Source organism: Vogesella margarita (assembly GCF_028548475.1).
GTDB lineage: Bacteria > Pseudomonadota > Gammaproteobacteria > Burkholderiales > Chromobacteriaceae > Vogesella > Vogesella margarita.
Map to the genome: position 1 here is coordinate 108,297 of NZ_JAQQLE010000014.1, position 18,923 is coordinate 127,219.

18 protein-coding genes are annotated in these 18,923 nt (G+C 63.3%); all 18 read left to right on the top strand.

Features of this window, described 5'->3' with window-relative positions:
* Position 1 precedes the first annotated feature (1 nt).
* The gene (gene hisD, locus PQU96_RS14700; RefSeq protein WP_272773160.1) at positions 2–1,303 is read left to right on the top strand and encodes a histidinol dehydrogenase; all 1,302 of its coding nucleotides are present in this window, start codon (positions 2–4) and stop codon (positions 1,301–1,303) included.
* Positions 1,304–1,521: 218 nt separating this feature from the next.
* The gene (gene hisC, locus PQU96_RS14705) at positions 1,522–2,586 is read left to right on the top strand and encodes a histidinol-phosphate transaminase (RefSeq protein WP_272773161.1); all 1,065 of its coding nucleotides are present in this window, start codon (positions 1,522–1,524) and stop codon (positions 2,584–2,586) included.
* Between the two features lie 6 nt (positions 2,587–2,592).
* Positions 2,593–3,186, top strand: coding sequence for an imidazoleglycerol-phosphate dehydratase HisB (hisB, locus tag PQU96_RS14710; RefSeq protein ID WP_120812434.1), 594 nt, complete (start codon positions 2,593–2,595; stop codon positions 3,184–3,186).
* The gene (gene hisH, locus PQU96_RS14715; protein ID WP_272773162.1) at positions 3,183–3,824 is read left to right on the top strand and encodes an imidazole glycerol phosphate synthase subunit HisH; all 642 of its coding nucleotides are present in this window, start codon (positions 3,183–3,185) and stop codon (positions 3,822–3,824) included. The genes hisB and hisH overlap by 4 nt, the downstream gene beginning before the upstream one ends.
* A gap of 24 nt (positions 3,825–3,848) precedes the next feature.
* On the top strand, positions 3,849–4,592 hold the full coding sequence (hisA, locus tag PQU96_RS14720) for a 1-(5-phosphoribosyl)-5-[(5-phosphoribosylamino)methylideneamino]imidazole-4-carboxamide isomerase (RefSeq protein WP_120812437.1): 744 nt from the start codon (positions 3,849–3,851) through the stop codon (positions 4,590–4,592).
* A gap of 64 nt (positions 4,593–4,656) precedes the next feature.
* Positions 4,657–5,424: an imidazole glycerol phosphate synthase subunit HisF gene (gene hisF, locus PQU96_RS14725; RefSeq protein WP_272773163.1), complete on the top strand. Its 768-nt coding sequence runs from the start codon at positions 4,657–4,659 to the stop codon at positions 5,422–5,424.
* A 12-nt stretch (positions 5,425–5,436) separates the two neighbouring features.
* Positions 5,437–5,838: a phosphoribosyl-AMP cyclohydrolase gene (hisI, locus tag PQU96_RS14730; protein ID WP_272773164.1), complete on the top strand. Its 402-nt coding sequence runs from the start codon at positions 5,437–5,439 to the stop codon at positions 5,836–5,838.
* 94 nt (positions 5,839–5,932) lie between these two features.
* Positions 5,933–6,262 carry a phosphoribosyl-ATP diphosphatase gene (locus PQU96_RS14735; protein WP_189375106.1) on the top strand — a complete coding sequence of 110 codons (330 nt, stop codon included), beginning with the start codon at positions 5,933–5,935 and terminating at the stop codon, positions 6,260–6,262.
* 16 nt (positions 6,263–6,278) lie between these two features.
* Entirely contained in the window at positions 6,279–6,599 is a 321-nt protein-coding gene (locus PQU96_RS14740) for a histidine triad nucleotide-binding protein (protein ID WP_272773165.1), read from the top strand.
* Positions 6,600–6,641: 42 nt separating this feature from the next.
* On the top strand, positions 6,642–6,842 hold the full coding sequence (tatA, locus tag PQU96_RS14745) for a Sec-independent protein translocase subunit TatA (RefSeq protein WP_272773166.1): 201 nt from the start codon (positions 6,642–6,644) through the stop codon (positions 6,840–6,842).
* Positions 6,843–6,847: 5 nt separating this feature from the next.
* Entirely contained in the window at positions 6,848–7,327 is a 480-nt protein-coding gene (tatB, locus tag PQU96_RS14750; protein ID WP_272773167.1) for a Sec-independent protein translocase protein TatB, read from the top strand.
* Positions 7,324–8,055 carry a twin-arginine translocase subunit TatC gene (gene tatC, locus PQU96_RS14755; RefSeq protein ID WP_272773168.1) on the top strand — a complete coding sequence of 244 codons (732 nt, stop codon included), beginning with the start codon at positions 7,324–7,326 and terminating at the stop codon, positions 8,053–8,055. The genes tatB and tatC overlap by 4 nt, the downstream gene beginning before the upstream one ends.
* On the top strand, positions 8,048–8,398 hold the full coding sequence (locus PQU96_RS14760) for a DUF2069 domain-containing protein (protein ID WP_272773169.1): 351 nt from the start codon (positions 8,048–8,050) through the stop codon (positions 8,396–8,398). Before tatC ends, PQU96_RS14760 begins: the two co-directional genes overlap by 8 nt.
* Positions 8,399–8,613: 215 nt before the next feature.
* Positions 8,614–10,782: a type I secretion system permease/ATPase gene (locus tag PQU96_RS14765; protein ID WP_272773170.1), complete on the top strand. Its 2,169-nt coding sequence runs from the start codon at positions 8,614–8,616 to the stop codon at positions 10,780–10,782.
* The gene (locus PQU96_RS14770) at positions 10,779–12,176 is read left to right on the top strand and encodes an HlyD family type I secretion periplasmic adaptor subunit (protein WP_272773171.1); all 1,398 of its coding nucleotides are present in this window, start codon (positions 10,779–10,781) and stop codon (positions 12,174–12,176) included. Before PQU96_RS14765 ends, PQU96_RS14770 begins: the two co-directional genes overlap by 4 nt.
* A gap of 1 nt (position 12,177) precedes the next feature.
* The gene (locus tag PQU96_RS14775; RefSeq protein WP_272773172.1) at positions 12,178–12,777 is read left to right on the top strand and encodes a LuxR C-terminal-related transcriptional regulator; all 600 of its coding nucleotides are present in this window, start codon (positions 12,178–12,180) and stop codon (positions 12,775–12,777) included.
* 99 nt (positions 12,778–12,876) lie between these two features.
* Positions 12,877–17,571 (top strand): retention module-containing protein, encoded by a 4,695-nt coding sequence (locus tag PQU96_RS14780; RefSeq protein ID WP_272773173.1) that lies wholly within the window; start codon positions 12,877–12,879, stop codon positions 17,569–17,571.
* 198 nt (positions 17,572–17,769) lie between these two features.
* A partial coding sequence (locus PQU96_RS14785; RefSeq protein ID WP_272773174.1) for a retention module-containing protein occupies positions 17,770–18,923 on the top strand: 1,154 nt, incomplete at its 3' end.

Below are 18,923 nucleotides of genomic sequence, written 5' to 3' on the forward strand. Positions count from 1 at the left end.
CATGCAACGCCTGTCTTCTTCCCAAGCCGATTTCGATGCCCGTCTCAAGGCGCTGCTGGCGTTCGAAACCGCCCAGGACCCGGCGGTGGACGCCGCCGTCGCCGCCATCTGCGACGACGTGAAAGCCCGTGGCGACGCGGCGGTGGTGGAATACACCAACCGTTTCGACCGCATGAGCGTGGCCGACATGGCGGCGCTGACGCTGAGCCGCGAGCAGCTGCAAGCCGCCCACGACCGCCTGCCGGCCCACGTGCGCGAGGCGCTGGAAGCCGCCGCCGAGCGCGTGCGCCGCTACCACGAAAAGCAGCTGGCGCACTCGTGGAGCTACGAGGACGAAGACGGCACCCTGCTGGGCCAGCAAGTGACGCCGCTGGACCGCGTCGGCATCTACGTGCCCGGCGGCAAGGCCGCCTACCCCAGCTCGGTGCTGATGAACGCGCTGCCGGCCAAGGTGGCCGGTGTGGGCGAAATCATCATGGTGGTGCCGACGCCGAACGGCGAACAGAACGATCTGGTGCTGGCGGCCGCTTATATTGCCGGCGTGGACAAGGTGTTCACCTGTGGCGGTGCGCAGGCTGTCGCCGCGCTGGCCTACGGCACCGAGAGCGTGCCGCAGGTAGACAAGATCACCGGCCCGGGCAACGCCTACGTGGCCGCCGCCAAGCGCCGCGTGTTCGGTGTGGTCGGCATCGACATGGTGGCCGGCCCGTCCGAGATCCTGGTGATCTGCGACGGCGACACAGACCCGGACTGGATCGCGATGGACCTGTTCAGCCAGGCCGAACACGACGAGATCGCGCAGGCCATCCTGCTGTGCCCATCCGCCGACTACATCGCCCGCGTCGAGGCCAGCATCGAAAAACTGCTGCCGGCCATGCCGCGCCGCGCCATCATCGAGGCCAGCCTCGGCAACCGCGGCGCGCTGATCGAGGTGAGCGACCTGGACGAGGCCTGCGCCATCTCCAACTACATCGCGCCGGAGCACCTGGAGCTGTCGGTGGCTCAGCCGGAAGCTTGGCTGGACAAGCTGCGGCACGCCGGCGCCATCTTCATGGGCCGCTTCACCTCGGAGAGCCTGGGCGACTACTGTGCCGGCCCCAACCACGTGCTGCCGACCAGCCGTACCGCGCGCTTTGCCAGCCCGCTGGGTGTGTACGACTTCCAGAAGCGCAGCAGCCTGATCCGCGTGTCGCACGCCGGCGCGCAGAAGCTGGGCAAGATCGCCAGCGTGCTGGCGCACGGCGAGGGGCTGACCGCCCACGCCCGCGCCGCCGAACTGCGGCTGGATCAGGCCGGCGACTGAGCGCGCGGCGAGCCGTCACCGTCTTGTCATGGCCGGCACTGCTGGCCATTTTCATGTCATGGTGCGGCGGCGCTGCGTTGCTGCACCGCCGCAGAAAAGCCGTCGCGGCGCTAGGCGACCCCTGCCAAAACAGGTAGGATGAAAGCCTTGTGAATTGATTGTGTCGGGCTTTGCCGGCAGTTCCATCCGGCGGCGCCGGTAACGAAATGTCGAATAAAATGTCTATACAGCAGCTGTTCCGCCCCGACGTGTTGGCCATGCAGGCCTACCACGTTGCCGATGCCGCCGGCTTCATCAAGCTGGACGCCATGGAAAACCCGTACCGTCTGCCGGAGCCGCTGCGCAGCGAGCTGGGGCAGACCCTGGCCGATGTCGCCCTCAACCGCTACCCCGATCCGCATGGCGATGGCCTGAAGGAGCAGCTCAAGGCGGCCTTCGCGATCCCGGCCGCCGCCGACGTCGTCCTCGGCAACGGCTCCGACGAAATCATCACCCTGATCACCCAGGCACTGGCCACTCCCGACACCGTGGTGATGGCGCTGGAGCCGTCCTTCGTGATGTACAGGCTTAACGCGCAGTTCTCGCGCGTGCGCTACGTCGGCGTGCCGCTGGCCGCCGACTTCAGCCTCGACCTGCCGGCCACACTGGCCGCCATCGCCAGCGAACAGCCGGCGGTAGTGTTCGTGTCCTACCCCAACAACCCGACCGGGCCGCGCTTTGCCCGCGCCGAGGTGCAGGCGATACTCGATGCCGCCCCGGGGCTGGTGGTGGTCGACGAGGCCTACCAGGCGTTTGCCGACGACAGCTTCATGGATCTGGCCGGCAGCCACGAGCGCCTGATCGTGATGCGCACGTTGTCCAAGCTTGGCCTCGCCGGCTTGCGTCTGGGCTATGCCGCCGGTCACCCGCAGGTGATGGCGCAGCTGGACAAGGTGCGCCCACCGTACAACATCAACGTGCTGACCCAGGCCGCCGCCAAGTTCGCGCTGCGCCATATCGAGGTATTCGACGCGCAGGCGGCGGAATTGCGCCGCGAACGCGAAAGGTTGGCCGCAGCGCTGAGCGCGCTGCCGCAGCTGAAGGTGTTCCCGTCGGAGGCCAACTTCCTTACCGTGCGCGTGCCGGATGCACCGGCGCTGTTTGCCGCGCTGAAAGAGGCGCGCATCTTGGTGAAAAACCTGCACGGCTACCATTCGCTGCTGGCCAACTGCCTGCGCCTGACCGTCGGCAGCCCGGACGAAAACACCGCGGTTCTGGCCGCGATCACCACCTACTTTGCCTGAGCCACCATGCGCACCGCTACCGTTACCCGCAATACCCTGGAAACCCAGATCACCGCCACCGTCAATCTCGACGGCAGCGGCGTCGGCCGCTTTGATACCGGCGTGCCGTTTCTCGATCACATGATGGACCAGATCGCCCGCCACGGCCTGATCGACCTCGACATCACCGCGCGCGGCGACCTGCACATCGACGCCCATCACACCGTCGAAGACATCGGCATCACGCTGGGCCAGGCCTTCGCCAAGGCCATCGGCGACAAGAAAGGCATCCGCCGCTACGGCCACGCCTACGTGCCGCTGGACGAGGCGCTGTCGCGGGTGGTGATCGACCTGTCCGGCCGCCCCGGACTGCAGTACCACATCCCGTTCACCCGTGCCGCCATCGGCGGTTTCGATGTCGACCTGTTCAGCGAATTCTTCCACGGCTTCGTCAATCACAGCATGGTGACGCTGCACATCGACAACCTGCGCGGTGTGAACAGCCACCACCAGGCGGAGACGGTGTTCAAGGCCTTCGGCCGCGCGCTGCGCATGGCGGTGGAGTTCGACGAGCGCATGGCCGGCATCACGCCATCGACCAAGGGGACCCTGACCGCATGAAGGTAGCCGTCATCGATTACGGCATGGGCAATCTGCACTCGGTGCTGAAGTCCGTGCAGAGCGTCAACGACATCGGCGCCGACATCTTCCTGACCTCCGATCCGGAGCGGGTGGTGACGGCGGACAAGGTGGTGTTTCCCGGCCAGGGTGCGATGCCGGACTGCATGCGTGAGCTGAACGCGCACGGCCTGGCCGAGGCGGTACGCGAAACCACGCAGACCAAGCCGTTCTTCGGCATCTGCGTCGGCGCCCAGCTGCTGTTCGAGCGCAGCGAGGAGGGCAACACCCCTGGCCTCGGCATCTTCAAGGGCGAGGTCAAACGCTTCGCGGCCAACCTGCGCGACGCGCACGGCGAGCGCCTGAAAGTGCCGCACATGGGCTGGAACCGCGTGTTCCAGCTGGTGCCGCACCCGCTGTTCGCCGGCATCGAAGACGGCGAGCGTTTCTATTTTGTGCACAGTTACCACTTCGCACCGCAGGACCCGCAGCTGACGCTGGCACAAAGCGAGTACCCCGACCGGTTTTCCTGTATCGTCGGACGTGGCAATATCTTTGCCACCCAATTTCACACCGAAAAGAGCCATCGCGCCGGACTTCAGATGATGAAGAACTTCCTGGCCTGGGATGGCACTGTTTAACTTACCGAAGATTCTGTTCGCACCATGCTGCTGATACCTGCTATCGACCTCAAGGATGGTCAATGCGTACGCCTGAAACAGGGCGTGATGGACGACGCCACCGTTTTTTCCGATGACCCGGTCAAGGTCGCGCTGCACTGGCGTGACCAGGGCGCCCGCCGCCTGCACCTGGTGGATCTGAACGGCGCCTTTGCCGGCAAGCCGAAGAACCTGTCGGTGATCCGCGACATTCTCGGCGCGGTCGGCGACGACATGCCGGTACAGCTCGGCGGCGGCATTCGCGACCTGGATACCATCGAGAAGTACTTCGACCTGGGCCTGAAATACGTGATCATCGGCACCGCCGCGGTGAAGAACCCGGGCTTCCTGCACGACGCCTGCGACGCCTTCCCCGGCCAGGTGATCGTCGGTCTCGACGCCAAGGACGGCATGGTTGCCATCGACGGCTGGGCCAAGGTCACCACCCACAACGTGATCGACCTCGCCAAGCGCTTTGAAGACTACGGCGTGAACTCGGTGATCTACACCGATATCGGCCGCGACGGCATGATGAACGGCGTCAACATCGACGCCACCGTCAAGCTGGCGCAGGCACTGACTGTTCCGGTGATCGCCTCCGGCGGCCTGACCAATCTCGACGATGTGCGCAACCTGTGCGCGGTGGAGAGCGAAGGCATCGAGGGCGCCATTACCGGCCGCGCCATCTACGAAGGCAGCATCGACTTTGCCGCCGCGCAGGATCTGGCCGACGAACTGTCCGAAGCCTGAGGCAGTTTGAAATAACCCCCAAGGTTGGCCGCAGCCCTGCGGCCAACCTTCAGTACAGAACACCATGTCTCTAGCCAAACGCATCATCCCCTGCCTGGACGTGACTGCCGGTCGCGTGGTCAAGGGCATCAATTTTGTCGGCCTGCGTGACGCAGGCGACCCGGTCGAGATCGCCAAGCGTTATAACGAGCAGGGCGCCGACGAACTGACCTTCCTCGACATCACCGCCAGCTCCGACGACCGCGACCTGATCCTCAACGTGATCGAATCGGTGGCGGAACAGGTGTTCATCCCGCTGACGGTCGGCGGCGGCGTGCGCCAGGTGGCCGATATCCGCCGCCTGCTCAACGCCGGTGCCGACAAGGTCAGCATCAACACCGCGGCGATTACCAATCCCGAGCTGGTGCGCGAGGCCGCCGACAAGTTCGGCAGCCAGTGCATCGTGGTCGCGGTCGACGCCAAGGCGGTGTCGCCGGCCAACGACCGCTGGGAAATTTTCACCCACGGCGGGCGCAAGGCCACCGGGCTGGACGCGGTGGAGTGGGCGGTCAAGATGGCGGAATACGGCGCCGGCGAGATCCTGCTGACTAGCATGGACCGCGACGGCACCAAGATCGGCTTCAACCTGCCGCTGACACGGGCGGTGTCGGACGCGGTGCCGGTGCCGGTGATCGCCTCCGGCGGCGTCGGCAACCTGCAGCATCTGGTGGAAGGCGTGACGCTGGGCAAGGCCGACGCGGTGCTGGCCGCCAGCATCTTCCATTTCGGCGAGTACACGGTGCGCCAGGCGAAAGAAGCGATGCGTGCCGCCGGCATCGAAGTGCGTTTGTAAAGGTTGGCCGCAATGACTGCTCTGAACTGGCTGGACGAAGTGAAGTGGGACGACAAGGGACTGGTGGTCGCCATCGCCCAGGATGCCAACACGGGCCGCGTGCTGATGGTCGCCTACATGAACCGCGAGTCGCTGCAGCTGACCGCCGAAACCGGCATCGCCCACTACTGGACGCGCTCGCGCCAGAAGCTGTGGAAAAAGGGCGAGAAGTCCGGCCACCTGCAGACGGTGAAGGAACTGCGCCTCGACTGCGACGGCGACGTGATCACCATGCAGATCGAACAGGCCGGCGGCATCGCCTGCCACACCGGCCGCGAGAGCTGCTTCTTCCGCGTGCTGCGCGACGGCGAGTGGCAGGTCACCGACGCGGTGCTCAAGGATCCGCACGCCATCTACGGCGGGCATCAGCACTGAGCCGCAGGGCAAGGGTTGACCCTGCTACGCCTTGTTATCGAATTGTCACAGAATCGACATATACTGGCCGCGCTGACGGTTTGAAAGGATGGACATGATTGCCGCTGACGTACTACAGCACATTGGTGACACGCTGGAAGCCCGCAAGGAATCCAGCCCCAGCTCGTCCTATGTGGCTTCGCTGTTCCACAAGGGCGAGGATGCGATCCTGAAGAAAGTGGCGGAAGAGGCGGCCGAGGTGCTGATGGCGTCCAAGGACAAGGACCGCCTGCACCTGGTGCGCGAGGTCGCCGACCTGTGGTTCCACTCCATGGTGCTGCTGGCGCATCACGGCCTGCGGCCGGAAGACGTGCTGGTGGAGCTGAAGCGCCGCGAGGGCATCTCCGGCCTCGACGAAAAAGCCGCACGCAACCCGCAGTCCTGAGGCAGAGAGAGTAGACATGAGCGATTGTATTTTCTGTAAGATTGCGGCCGGCGACATCCCGGCCAACAAGGTATACGAAGACGACGACGTGGTGGCCTTCCACGACATCAAGCCGGCCGGCGATGTGCACTTCCTGCTGGTGCCGAAACGGCACGTCGAGTCGCTGGCGCACTGCGGCGCCGACGACGCGGCGATGCTGGGCAAGCTGATGCTGCTGGCGCCGCAGCTGGCGGCAGAGCAGGGCCTGGAGCGTGGTTTCAAGACCGCGATCAACACCGGTCGCGGTGGCGGTCAGGAAGTGTTCCACCTGCACGTACACGTCTACGGCAACAAATAACCATGCGGCGCAGCGCGTCCGTTCAACATTGAGGTAGTGGTCATGGGTTCTTTTAGCATCTGGCACTGGCTGATCGTTTTGTTGGTGGTGGTCCTGGTGTTTGGCACCAAGAAGTTGCGCAACATCGGCGAAGATCTGGGCGGTGCGGTAAAAGGCTTCAAGGAAGGCATGAAGGGCGCCGAAGGCGACAAGCAGGAACAGGGCGGCCGTGTGATTGATGTCGACCAAGACAACAAGAAGTAAGCCGCGTGTTTGATATCAGTTTCGGCGAACTGCTGATTGTCGGCCTGGTGGCCCTGATCGTACTGGGGCCGGAACGGCTGCCGACCGTTGCCCGTACCATCGGTGCGCTGGTTGGCCGCGCGCAGCGTTTTGTCGCCAGCGTCAAGGCCGACATCCATCAGCACAGCCAGATGGCCGGTTTCGACGACCTGAAGCAGGACGTGCAGCAGGCGGCCGACGCCTTCCGCAGCCAGATCGAGAGCGAGGTCGCCGGTGTGCGCGAGCTGTCGCAGCAGATCAGTCAGACGGCGCAGGTGGTGGAGCAGGAAGCCGGCCAGCTGCTGGACGAGGCGGCGCGCCAGATCGCTCCACCGGCCGATCCTGCGGACGAAAGCCCGAGCGCTGCGCCACCGCTCGCGGTGGCGGACGATAACCAGCTGGATCTTTTCAATACTGCGCCGCCTGCGGCGCAACCTGACAACCCTGTGGTCAAAACGCGCGAATGAGCGATCAACAACCTTTGCTCGCGCACCTGATCGAGCTGCGCAGCCGCGTGGTGCGCATTACGCTTGGCATCCTGGTGTGTTTTCTGGCGCTGTTCCACTGGTCCGGCAACATCTACCACCTGCTGGCCAAGCCGATGCTGGACGTGCTGCCGGCCGGCACCAACATGATCGCCACCGACGTGACCGCGCCGTTCTTCGTGCCGGTGAAGGTCACCATGCTGGTCGCCTTCCTGCTGTCGCTACCCAATACCATGTACCAGATCTGGGCCTTTGTCGCGCCCGGACTCTACAACCACGAGAAACGGCTGATACTGCCGCTGGTGATTTCCAGCGTGCTGCTGTTTTTTGTCGGTATGGCCTTTGCCTACTTCGCGGTGTTCCCGGTGGTGTTCGGCTTCATGAGCGCGGTGACGCCGGAAGGGGTGTCGATGATGACCGACATCGACAAGTACCTGTCCTTCGTGCTCGGCATGTTCGTCGCCTTCGGTGTCACCTTCGAGGTGCCGATCGTGGTGATCGTGCTGCATCGCATGGGCGTGGTCAGCCTTGCGCAGCTGCGCGAGGGCCGCCCCTACGTGATCGTCGCTGCCTTCGTCATCGCCGCGGTGGTCACGCCGCCGGACGTGCTGTCGCAGATCATGATGGCGCTGCCGCTGTGGCTGCTGTACGAAGCCGGCATCCTGATGGCGGTGCTGACCGGCCGTCAGGCGGAGGCGAGCCATGACTAATGCCCGTCTGTTTCACTGGGCTGCGGTCTGCAGCCTGATCGCGCTGATCATGCTCAGCCTGGCGTGGGAGCTGGTGCTGGCGCCGCTGCGTCCCGGCGGCTCCTTCCTGGTGCTGAAGGCGGTGCTGCTGCTGCTGCCGCTGATGGGGGTGCTGCGCCAGCGGGTCTACACCTACCAGTGGTCCAGCATGTTCATCCTCGCCTTCTTTGCCGAGGGCGTGATGCGAGCCTGGTCGGACAGCGGCCTGTCGCAAACGCTGGCGCTGGTCGAGGTGTTGCTGACGGTGTGCTATTTCGCCAGTGTCGTACTTTTTGTCAGGGCGATCCGTTTGCAGCAGCACTGAACCGGGTTTTGTGTAGAAAGAAGCCAGCTTCCTGTAAGCTGGCTTTTGTTATTGGCGCTGCGAACGGTGTTTAATTGCAATAGTCTGTTTATAATAAATCAAAATATATTTGCAAGTTTGCCATGCCGTGATACTAATAACGCCACGTGCAAATGCCGGCCGCAGCTTTCGTTGCCCACGAAGATCCAAAGGCGATGCCTTGACAAAGACCGCATATGAATAATCAGGAACACAAAGGCGCACAGGCGGATATTTCGCAACGTGCCACCCATCTGGATCCCCTGCTGGACTGCCTGTTCGAACTGACCCGGCAGCACGGCATCACCACCACCCGTGACTCGCTGATTGCCGGCATTCCGCTGGAAGAACAGCGGCTGACCCCGGCGATGTTCTCGCGCGCGGCGCGCCGCGCCGGTCTGGTGTCGCGGGTGCTGCGCAAGCCGCTGCACGAGCTGCCGGCGGCGCTGTTGCCGGCGGTGCTGCTGCTCAACGGCAATGACGCCTGTCTGCTGCGCGAGATCGATGCCGACGGCAACTATTACATCAGCCCGGCCGAACTGCCGGAGGCGGTGCAGGTGCTCAGCGGCAGCGAGCTGGCCGCGCGCTACAGCGGCCTGGCCATCGTGGTCAAGCCGCGTTTCCGCTTCGACAAGCGGGTGCCGGAGCTGAACAAGGCACGCACCCAGCACTGGTTCTGGCACGCGATCCTGCAGGGGCGTCCGCTGTATCGCGACGCGTTGATCGCCGCCTTCTTCGTCAATATCTTCGCGCTGGTCTTCCCGCTGTTCTCGATGAACGTGTACGACCGCGTGGTGCCCAACATGGCGTTCGACACGCTGTGGGTGCTGGGGCTGGGTGTGCTGCTGATCCTGGTGTTCGACTTCATCCTCAAGCTGACCCGCGGCTACCTGATCGACCTCGCCAGCAAGCGGGTGGACGTGATGCTGTCGGCGCTGATCATGGAGCGTGTGCTCGGCATCCGCATGGAGGCGCGCCCGGCCTCGGTCGGCGCCTTTGCGGCCAACCTTCGTGCCTTCGAGACGGTGCGCGACTTCATCGCCTCCGCCACGGTGACCACGCTGGTGGACGTGCCGTTCGCGCTGCTGTTCGTGTTCGTGATCTTCTGGATCTCGCCGTGGATGGTGCTGCCGCCGCTGGTGGCGATCCTGCTGATGCTGCTGCTGGCCTTTACGGTACAGGGCCAGATGCAGGAGCTGACCGAGACCACCTTCCGCGCCTCGTCGCAGCGTAACGCCCACCTGGTAGAAAGCCTGGTCGGTCTGGAAACCATCAAGACCCTCGGCGCCGAAGGCGTGCTGCAGGGGCGCTGGGAAAAGGCGACGCTGTTCCTGGCCCAGGTCGGCAGCCGCCTCAAGTTCCTGTCGGCGGTGACCATGAACTTCGCCGGTTTCATCCAGCAGCTGATGTCGGTGTCGATCATCATCATCGGTGTCTACCTGATCAAGGAGGGACAGACCTCGGTCGGCGGCCTGATCGCCTGCACCATGCTGGCTGGCCGCGCCATCGCGCCGATGGGGGCGGTGGCCGGTCTGATGACGCAGTTCAACAACGCCAAGTCGTCGCTGGGCTCGCTGGAAGGGCTGATGAAGATGCCGGTGGAGCGCGAGGAAGAAGCCACCTTCTTCCACCGCACCCACTTCAACGGTGACATCGAGTTCTCCAACGTGTCATTCACCTACCCCAACAGCCCGCTTGGCGCGCTGCATAATGTGTCGTTCCGCATCCGTGCCGGCGAGAAGGTGGCCATCCTCGGCCGTGTCGGCTCCGGCAAGTCCACCATCCAGAAGCTGATCATGGGCTTGTACCAGCCGCAGCAGGGCTCGACCCGCATTGACGGGGTCGACCTGCGCCAGATCGATCCGGCCGAGTTGCGCCGCAATGTGGGCTACGTGTCGCAGGAGCCGGTGCTGTTCTACGGCACGCTGCGCCAGAACATCAGCATGGGCCAGCCGCACGTGCACGATGCCAGTATCGCCGCCGCGGCGGACCTGGCCGGACTGAGCGAGTTCGTCAACAGCCATCCGGAAGGCTTCGACATGGTGATCGGCGAGCGCGGCGAGTCGCTGTCCGGCGGCCAGCGCAAGGCGATCACCATCGCCCGCGCGCTGCTGAACACCCCGCCCATCATGCTGCTGGACGAACCGACCAGCAATATGGACCACAGTACCGAGGCGGCGATGAAGCGCACCTTCGAGAAGATCATGCCGGGCAAGACCATGGTGCTGGTGACGCACCACACCGCGCTGCTGGATCTGGCGGATCGCATCATCGTGATCGACCAGGGCCGCATCCTGGCGGACGGCCCGAAAGCAGAGGTGGTTCAGGCCCTGCAACAAGGCAAGATCGGAAGGGCTCAAGTATGAAGAAACTGATCAACAGGCTGTGGGAAACGTCGCAGGCCAAGCGCAGCCCGCTGGTGCGCCGCGTACTGGACTGGACCTCGGCGGAGGATTTGCAGGATCGCCAGGATTTTGCCGCCGACGCCGAGTGGGCGATTCTGGAGCAGAATCCGCAGCGGCCGCGCATGTTCATCTGGGTGATCGGCCTGTTCCTGGTGTCGGCACTGCTGTGGTCGGCCTTCGCCACGCTGGACGAAGTGGCGCGCGGCGAGGGCAAGGTGGTGCCGACCAGCCAGATCCAGCATCTGCAGAGCCTGGATGGCGGCGTGGTGTCGAAGATCCTGGTGAAAGAGGGCGATGTGGTCGAGCGCGGCCAACTGTTGCTGCAGGTCGACAACACCCGTTTCGTGTCTTCGCTCAACGAAAACCAGTCGCAGGTACTGTCGCTGCAGGCCAAGGCCTCGCGGCTGCGGGCACTGGCCGAGGGCAAGCCGTTCTCGCTGCCGCCGGAGGTGACCAGCCAGGCGCCGGAAATCGCGCGTCAGGAAATGGACCTCTACCAGTCCAAACGCATGGAACTGGACGCCAACGTCTCCATCGCCCGCCAGCAACTGGCGCAGCGCACTGAAGAGCTGAACGAGGCGCGCGCACGGCGCGAGCAGGCCAACCAGGGGCTGGAGCTGACCACGCGTGAACTGGCCGTGACGCGGCCGCTGCTGAAATCCGGCGCGGTGTCCGAGGTAGACGTGTTGCGGCTGGAGCGCGATGTGTCGCGCTATCGCGGCGAACGCGACATGGCCAATGCGCAGGTGCCGAAGATCCAGTCCGCGATCAGCGAGGCCAACCGCAAGATCCAGGAGGTGGAGCTGGCGTTCCGCAACCAGGCCAGTACCGAGCTGTCGGAAACGCTGGCCAAGCTGAGTACGCTCGGCGCCGGCAGTGCCGCACTGCAGGACAAGGTCAACCTCACCGAGATCCGCTCGCCGGTACGAGGTGAGGTCAAGCGCCTGCTGGTCAATACCGTCGGTGGCGTGGTGCAGCCGGGCCGCGACATCCTCGAGATCGTGCCGTTGGACGACTCGTTGCTGATCGAGGCCAAGGTGTCGCCGCGCGACATCGCCTTCCTGCACCCGGGGCAACCGGTGTTTGTCCGCTTCACCGCCTATGACTCCACCATTTACGGTGGCCTCAAGGGCAAGTTGCACCAGATCGGTGCCGACTCCATCACCGACGACAAGGGCAACACCTACTACGTGGTCAAGGTCAAGACCGACGCCGCGCACCTGAGCGAGAAGAAACTGCCGATCATCCCCGGCATGGTGGCGGAGGTCGACATCATCACCGGGCACAAGAGCGTGCTGAACTATCTCCTGAAACCGGTACTCCGTGCCAAGGCACAAGCCCTGAGCGAGCGCTGACATGCCGACCCTACTCATCACCAGCAGTCCCTCGTTGCAGCAACACTTGCAGGCCGCTCTGGACCGCGAGCTGGAGGTGTACGACTCCCTGTCGGCGCTGGCCGGGCAGCCGCAGCGCTGCGCGCAGGGGGTGGTGTGGGTCGATGCCGACAATCAGGATGCAACCCTGTTGCAGCGACTGTGTCGCGGCGATTTCGGTCGCGCCCGTGTGATCGTGCTGAGCAGCACGCCATCCGACCGCGAGGCGGTGCAGTGGCTGGGCGCCGGGGCGGCGGGTTTTCTCCACGCCTTCTCGCAGCCGGAAACACTGCAGCAGGCCGGCGCGGTGGCGGCCGCGGATGGCATCTGGGTCGGTGTCGGCCTGATGCAGCAATTGTGCGCCCGCTTCGGACAGCTCGCCCACGTCGACAGCCCGCTGCTGGCACAGCTGACCGAGCGCGAACGCGAAGTGGTCGGCCATCTGCGCGAGGGCAAGAGCAACAAGCAGATCGCCCGTGACATGGACATCTCCGAACGCACGGTCAAGGCACACCTCACCGCCATCTTCGGCAAGCTGGGGGTGCCGGACCGGGTGCAATTGCTGCTGAAACTGTCCGGCTGACACGGACTGCCCTTTAGTACAACTCCCTTCAGTACCATAGCCGGCCCCCACGCTCCGCTCTACAACTAGAGCATCGATAACGAGCGTGGGGGTTTTATCATGGCTACCGCTAGCAACATTGCCCAAGGCAAGGTCGTCGCCATCATCGGCAAGATCATCGCCATCGCGCCGGACGGCAGCGAGCGCATCCTGAAACTGGGCGACATCGTGGCGACCGGCGAACGCCTGATCATCCCTGCCGACGGCGTGATCGAGTTGCAGTCGGGCAGCGGCAATATCGTGCGCATCGCCGAGGCCCGCGATCTCACCATCACCGACGACGTGTTCAACGCCGCCCCCGGCGATGCCACCGATGCAGCCATCGCCACCCTTAGTCCGGAAGCCGAACAGGCACTGGCGGCACTGGAGCGTGGCCAGGATCCGTTGCAGGACCTGGCAGCGACCGCAGCCGGCCTGGCGGCGGGTGGCGGCGAGGATGGTGGCAACTCCTTCGTCCGCATCGGGCGCGTGGCCGAGGGCATCAGTCCGCTGTCTCTAGACCTCGGTCTCGATAACGGTAACCCGCCACTGCAGCAGGCAACCATCGGTGACGCGGTAGCCATTCCAACCATTCAGGTCGGCCAACCCGGCATCGCAACGGGAGATGTCACCGTTGAAGAGGGCAAAGTGGCCGAATTCGGCGTCAGTATCACCGGGGCCGCCGCCGGCAGTAGCCTGGTGCTGGTCTTCGGCAATGGCTCTGCCGTATCGCCGGCCGACTACGCTGCCACCGGTTTCCAGTACAGTACTGACGGTGGAGCCACCTGGACAAACTACACTGGTGCCATTCCGGTCAGTGCCGGTGCCAGCCAGCTGCTGGTGCGCACCACCACCGTCGACGACAGTGTGGACGAGGCCAACGAGAACTTTACCCTGAGCGCTACGCTGAGCAGTGGCGGTGCCAGTTACAGCGACGGCGCCATTGCTACCATCACCGACAACGACGTGCCGACCATTCGTTTTGGCAATCCGGAGGCAGAAAGCGGCGACATCACCGTGCCGGAAAGCGATCCGGCCACCTTCGAGCTGCATGTCACCGGTGCTGCCGCCGACAGCACGTTGCAGCTGACCCTGGCCGATGGCACGGCGCTGAGCCCGGCGGACTACGCTAGCGGCAACTTCCAGTACAGCACCGATAATGGCAGCAGCTGGAGTACTTACACCGGCGCCATCACGTTGGCCGCAGGCGATACCGACCTGCTGATCCGTACCACCACGGTGGGAGACAGCGTTGACGAAGCCGATGAAACCTTCAGTCTCGGTGCGAAGCTGGTTAGCAACGGCAGCGAGTATAACGACAGCGCCACTGCCACCATCGTCGATGACGACACACCGACCCTCTTCTTTGGCGAGAGCGATACGGCAACCGGCAACATTCTGGTGCCGGAAGGCCAGCCTGCGACCTTCGAACTGCATGTCACCGGCGCCGCCGCCGACAGCACGCTGCAGCTGACCCTGGCCGATGGCACCGCGCTGAGCCCGGCGGACTACGCTTCCGGCAACTTCCAGTACAGCACAGACGGTGGCAGCAGCTGGAGTACTTACACCGGCGCCATCACGTTGGCCGCAGGCGATACCGACCTGCTGATCCGTACCACCACGGTGGGAGACAGTGTCGATGAGCCGAACGAAACCTTCAGTCTGGGTGCGAAGCTGACCAGCAATGGCGATGTGTATAACGACAGCGCCACCGCCACCATCGTAGACGACGACATACCGACCCTCTTCTTCGGCGAAAGTGATACGGCAACCGGCAATATTCTGGTGCCGGAAGGCCAGCCGGCGACCTTCGAGTTGCATGTCACCGGTGCCGCCGCCGACAGCACGCTGCAGCTGACCCTGGCCGATGGCACCGCGCTGAGCCCGGCGGACTACGCCAGCGGCAACTTCCAGTACAGCACAGACGGTGGTAACAGTTGGAGTACTTACAGCGGCGCCATCACGTTGGCCGCAGGCGATACCGACCTGCTGATCCGTACCACCACGGTGGGAGACAGCGTTGATGAAGCCGATGAAACCTTCAGTCTCGGTGCGAAGCTGACCAGCAATGGTGATGAGTATAACGACAGTGCCACCGCCACCATCGTCGATGACGACACGCCGACCCTCTTCTTTGGCGAGAGCGACACGGCAACCGGCAACATTCTGGTGCCGGAAGGCCAGCCGGCGACCTTCGAACTGCACGTCACCGGCGCCGCCGCCGACAGCACGCTGCAGCTGACCCTGGCCGACGGTACCGCGCTGAGCCCGGCGGACTACGCCAGCGGCAACTTCCAGTACAGCACCGATAATGGCAGCAGCTGGAGTACCTATAGCGGTGCCATCACGTTGGCCGCAGGCGATACCGACCTGCTGATTCGTACCACTACGGTAGGCGATAATGCCGAGGAGGCCGATGAAACCTTCAGTCTGGGCGCGAAGCTGACCAGCAATGGTGACGAGTATAACGACAGCGCCACCGCTACCATCGTCGACGACGACACCCCGAAAATCTTCTTCGGCGAAAGCGATACGGCAACCGGTAACATTCTGGTGCCGGAAGGCCAGCCGGCGACCTTCGAGTTGCATGTCACCGGTGCCGCCGCCGGCAGCACGCTGGTACTGGCTCTGGCCGATGGCACGGCGTTGAGTCCGGCGGACTACGCCAGCGGCAGCTTCCAGTACAGCACCGACAATGGCGGCAGCTGGACGGTCTATAGCGGTAGCATTGCCCTGGCCGCAGGCGATACCGACCTACTGATCCGTACCACCACGGTGGGAGACAGCGTTGACGAGGCCGATGAAACCTTCAGCCTCAGTGCGACGCTGAACAGCAGTGGCAACACCTATGGTGATAGCGCCACCGCCACCATCGTGGATGACGACACTCCGAAAATCTTCTTTGGCGAGAGCGACACGGCAACCGGCAACATTCTGGTGCCGGAGGGTGAATTGGCGACCTTCGCGCTGCATGTCACCGGCGCCGCCGCCGGCAGCACGCTGCAGCTGACGCTGGCCGACGGTACCGCGCTGAGTCCGGCGGACTACGCTTCCGGCAACTTCCAGTACAGCACCAATGGCGGAAGCAGCTGGACAATCTACACCGGTGCCATTGCCTTGGCCGCCGGCAATACCGACCTGTTGGTGCAGACCACCACCGCGGAGGACAGCGTTGACGAGCCGGACGAGACCTTCGGTCTCGGTGCGACGCTGACCAGCAATGGTGATGAGTATAACGATAGCGCCACGGCCACCATCGTCGACGACGACATCCCGAAAATCTTCTTCGGCGAGAGCGATACGGCAACAGGCAACATTCTGGTACCGGAAGGGCAGCTGGCTACCTTCGAACTGCACGTCACCGGCGCTGCCGCCGGCAGCACGCTGCAGCTGACGCTGGCGGACGGTACGGCGCTGAGCCCGGCTGACTACGCCTCCAGCAACTTCCAGTACAGCACTAATGGCGGTAGCAGCTGGAGTACCTATAGCGGTGCCATCACGTTGGCCGCAGGCGATACCGACCTGCTGATCCGTACCACCACGGTGGATGACGGCAGCGACGAAGCGAACGAAACCTTCACCCTTGGTGCCACGCTGAGCAGCAATGGCAGCACTTACCAGGACAGCGCCACCGCCACCATCGTGGATGACGACTACCCGCCACCGGTGTTTTACGGTGATGACGGTGCCTGGTTAATGAACTACAGCGCCCAGCACCAGTCGTTCGACATTAAAGCCAAGGACGGTGACATTACCTTGTTCGCCGGTCGCACCATCCACTGGGACATCTGGGTCGACGATATCAGTGCCGCCGGACTCACCCTGCTGGCATCGTCCTTGCCGACCGGTACCACCGCCTACTTGGAGAAACTGTACACCGCCAATGGCGATACCCTGTTTCGGTTCTATTTGACCGCCGGTGATGCTGATGTAGTGATGAGCCAGAGCAGCAGTAGTGGGCAGTTTGATATCCAGTTGCTTGGTGATGGCCTCTCCAGCAGTACCAACGTACACATTATCAACTCGGACGAGTATGTGAAGCCGCATAACAACTATCCGGACAACTATGCGACCGACTTTGACAGTGCCACGGCGGGAAATGGTGCCGATCGTGACTGGCTGAGCAGCGATACCAATGGTGGCGAGTTCTCGGTCAGCGGTCCGATCTCCGTCACCGGGCAGACGCTGGATGCACAGGGCGGCAACGACATGATCTACGGTACCGTCGGCAACGATACCCTGAGCGGTGGCGCCGGCGACGACTTCATCGACGGCCGTGCCGGCAACGACACCCTGTATGGCGGGGCCGGTAACGACGTGCTGATGGGCGGGCTGGGCAATGACATCCTGTACGGCGGCGATGGCAACGATGTGCTGTATGGTGGTTTCGGTAACGACACGCTGATTGGTGGCGCGGGTAGCGATACCTTCAAGTGGAGCCTGGGCGATCAGGGGCTGGGAGGCGGGGCGGCCACCGATATCGTCAGCGTTAATGACTTTAAAACCAGCGAAGGCGACTCCCTCGATCTGCGCGACTTGTTGCAAGGAGAAAACAGCACCAATCTCACACAGTACCTGCACTTCACCGCATCCGGCAGCAATACGCTGATCCAGATCAGTTATAGCGGCGAGTTCAACGGCAGTAACTACGGCACGGCCACCGACCAGCAGATTTTGCTGAGCGGAGTAGCACTGGATTCCCTGGCCGGAGCGGGGGCGACCGATCAGCAAATCATCGACATGCTGAAAAACAACTCCAACCTGAAAACGGATTGAGACAAGGGGAAAAGGGGAACGAAAGGCCGACAGCTGTCGGCCTTTTTGTTTGGCCGCAATCGTGTCGGCGGGCATCCGGCAGCCATGAGGTGGTAGGCCACTTGGCAACGTAGTGAAAAATTGCCCTTATGTACAATATCGTCATAACAGGCTCGCCTGTAAGCTCGCGGTTCATCATACGAGTAGTGGGAGAGTCACATGGCGGTCGCACAAGGCAAAGTTGTCGCAATTACCGGTAAAGTCATTGCAGTGGCAGTAGATGGTTCACAGCGCATCCTGAAGGCTGGCGATGTCGTAGCGGTTGGTGAACGCCTGATTGTTCCTGCCGATGCCGTAATCGAACTGCAAGCCGCCAATGGCAATACCGTCAGAATTGCGGAAGCCCGCGATCTCACCATTACCGATGACGTGTTCGGCAACATGGTTGCCGATGCCAGCGATGCGGCCATTGCCCCACTGAATCAGGATGCGCAGCAAGTGCTGGCGGCGCTGGAAAACGGGCAGGATCCGTTGCAGGGCCTGGACGCCACCGCGGCTGGTCTGAGCTCAGAGGGTGGCCAGGATGGCGGGGTCAGCTTTACCCGTATTAGTCGGGTGGCAGAAGCGATTAATCCGCTGTCGCTGGATATTGGCCCCGTCGAAACACAGCAAGTGACCGAGCAGGCTGCGACAGGCGACTTGACACCACCGGTCGAGGCCACGGTATTGGCGCAGGTATTGTCCGTTGAGGGCGATGAGGTTGCCGAGGGCAGCAACAACAGCTTTGTCGTAACCCTGAGTGCCGGCAATGTCGCCACTACGGTGAACCTGCAACTGTCCAGTGGCACGGCCACGGTTGGTGAGGATACCGGGTCGGTTCGAGTCGTGATTAACGGCGTGGTGCAAACTGTTACGGTTGCCCAGGACGGCAAGTTCTCTGTGCAGTTGCCGGCGGGGGCGAGCAGCTTCCAGGTGCTGGTCGATACCACCGACGATTACTTGGCAGAAAAATCAGAAACGTACAGCCTGAGTGCGACGGCCAATGGGACTGAAGCCAATGGCACGGCAAGCATTACCGATGAGATCGAACCGTCTGAAGACGACACCGTTTATGCCCAGATCGAAGTGGACCACAGCAGCGTGGCCGAAGGCGGCCAGCTGACCTATACCGTCAGTCTGGTGGACAAGAACGGCAACGCCGTCAGCCTGCCAGCGGGCAAGGAAGTGACGCTGAACCTGTCGTGGAGCGGCGATGCGGCCAACGATGGCGACACCGGTAACCGTCCGGCGACCGTCACCCTCGGTGCCGACGGCACCGCCAGCTTCAGCGTGGAGGCCAAGGACGACTACCTGCAGGAAGGCAGCGAAGGCCT

Excerpts from the sequence above, each read along its gene's own strand:
- PQU96_RS14740 (WP_272773165.1), top strand. The coding sequence starts at position 6,279 with ATGAGCGATTGTATTTTCTGTAAGATTGCGGCCGGCGACATCCCGGCC.
- PQU96_RS14735 (WP_189375106.1), top strand. The coding sequence starts at position 5,933 with ATGATTGCCGCTGACGTACTACAGCACATTGGTGACACGCTGGAAGCC.
- PQU96_RS14770 (WP_272773171.1), top strand. The coding sequence starts at position 10,779 with ATGAAGAAACTGATCAACAGGCTGTGGGAAACGTCGCAGGCCAAGCGC.
- hisF (WP_272773163.1), top strand. The coding sequence starts at position 4,657 with ATGTCTCTAGCCAAACGCATCATCCCCTGCCTGGACGTGACTGCCGGT.
- hisD (WP_272773160.1), top strand. The coding sequence starts at position 2 with ATGCAACGCCTGTCTTCTTCCCAAGCCGATTTCGATGCCCGTCTCAAG.
- tatA (WP_272773166.1), top strand. The coding sequence starts at position 6,642 with ATGGGTTCTTTTAGCATCTGGCACTGGCTGATCGTTTTGTTGGTGGTG.
- PQU96_RS14765 (WP_272773170.1), top strand. The coding sequence starts at position 8,614 with ATGAATAATCAGGAACACAAAGGCGCACAGGCGGATATTTCGCAACGT.
- hisC (WP_272773161.1), top strand. The coding sequence starts at position 1,522 with ATGTCTATACAGCAGCTGTTCCGCCCCGACGTGTTGGCCATGCAGGCC.
- hisI (WP_272773164.1), top strand. The coding sequence starts at position 5,437 with ATGACTGCTCTGAACTGGCTGGACGAAGTGAAGTGGGACGACAAGGGA.
- hisA (WP_120812437.1), top strand. The coding sequence starts at position 3,849 with ATGCTGCTGATACCTGCTATCGACCTCAAGGATGGTCAATGCGTACGC.
- PQU96_RS14780 (WP_272773173.1), top strand. The coding sequence starts at position 12,877 with ATGGCTACCGCTAGCAACATTGCCCAAGGCAAGGTCGTCGCCATCATC.
- PQU96_RS14760 (WP_272773169.1), top strand. The coding sequence starts at position 8,048 with ATGACTAATGCCCGTCTGTTTCACTGGGCTGCGGTCTGCAGCCTGATC.
- hisB (WP_120812434.1), top strand. The coding sequence starts at position 2,593 with ATGCGCACCGCTACCGTTACCCGCAATACCCTGGAAACCCAGATCACC.
- hisH (WP_272773162.1), top strand. The coding sequence starts at position 3,183 with ATGAAGGTAGCCGTCATCGATTACGGCATGGGCAATCTGCACTCGGTG.
- tatC (WP_272773168.1), top strand. The coding sequence starts at position 7,324 with ATGAGCGATCAACAACCTTTGCTCGCGCACCTGATCGAGCTGCGCAGC.
- PQU96_RS14775 (WP_272773172.1), top strand. The coding sequence starts at position 12,178 with ATGCCGACCCTACTCATCACCAGCAGTCCCTCGTTGCAGCAACACTTG.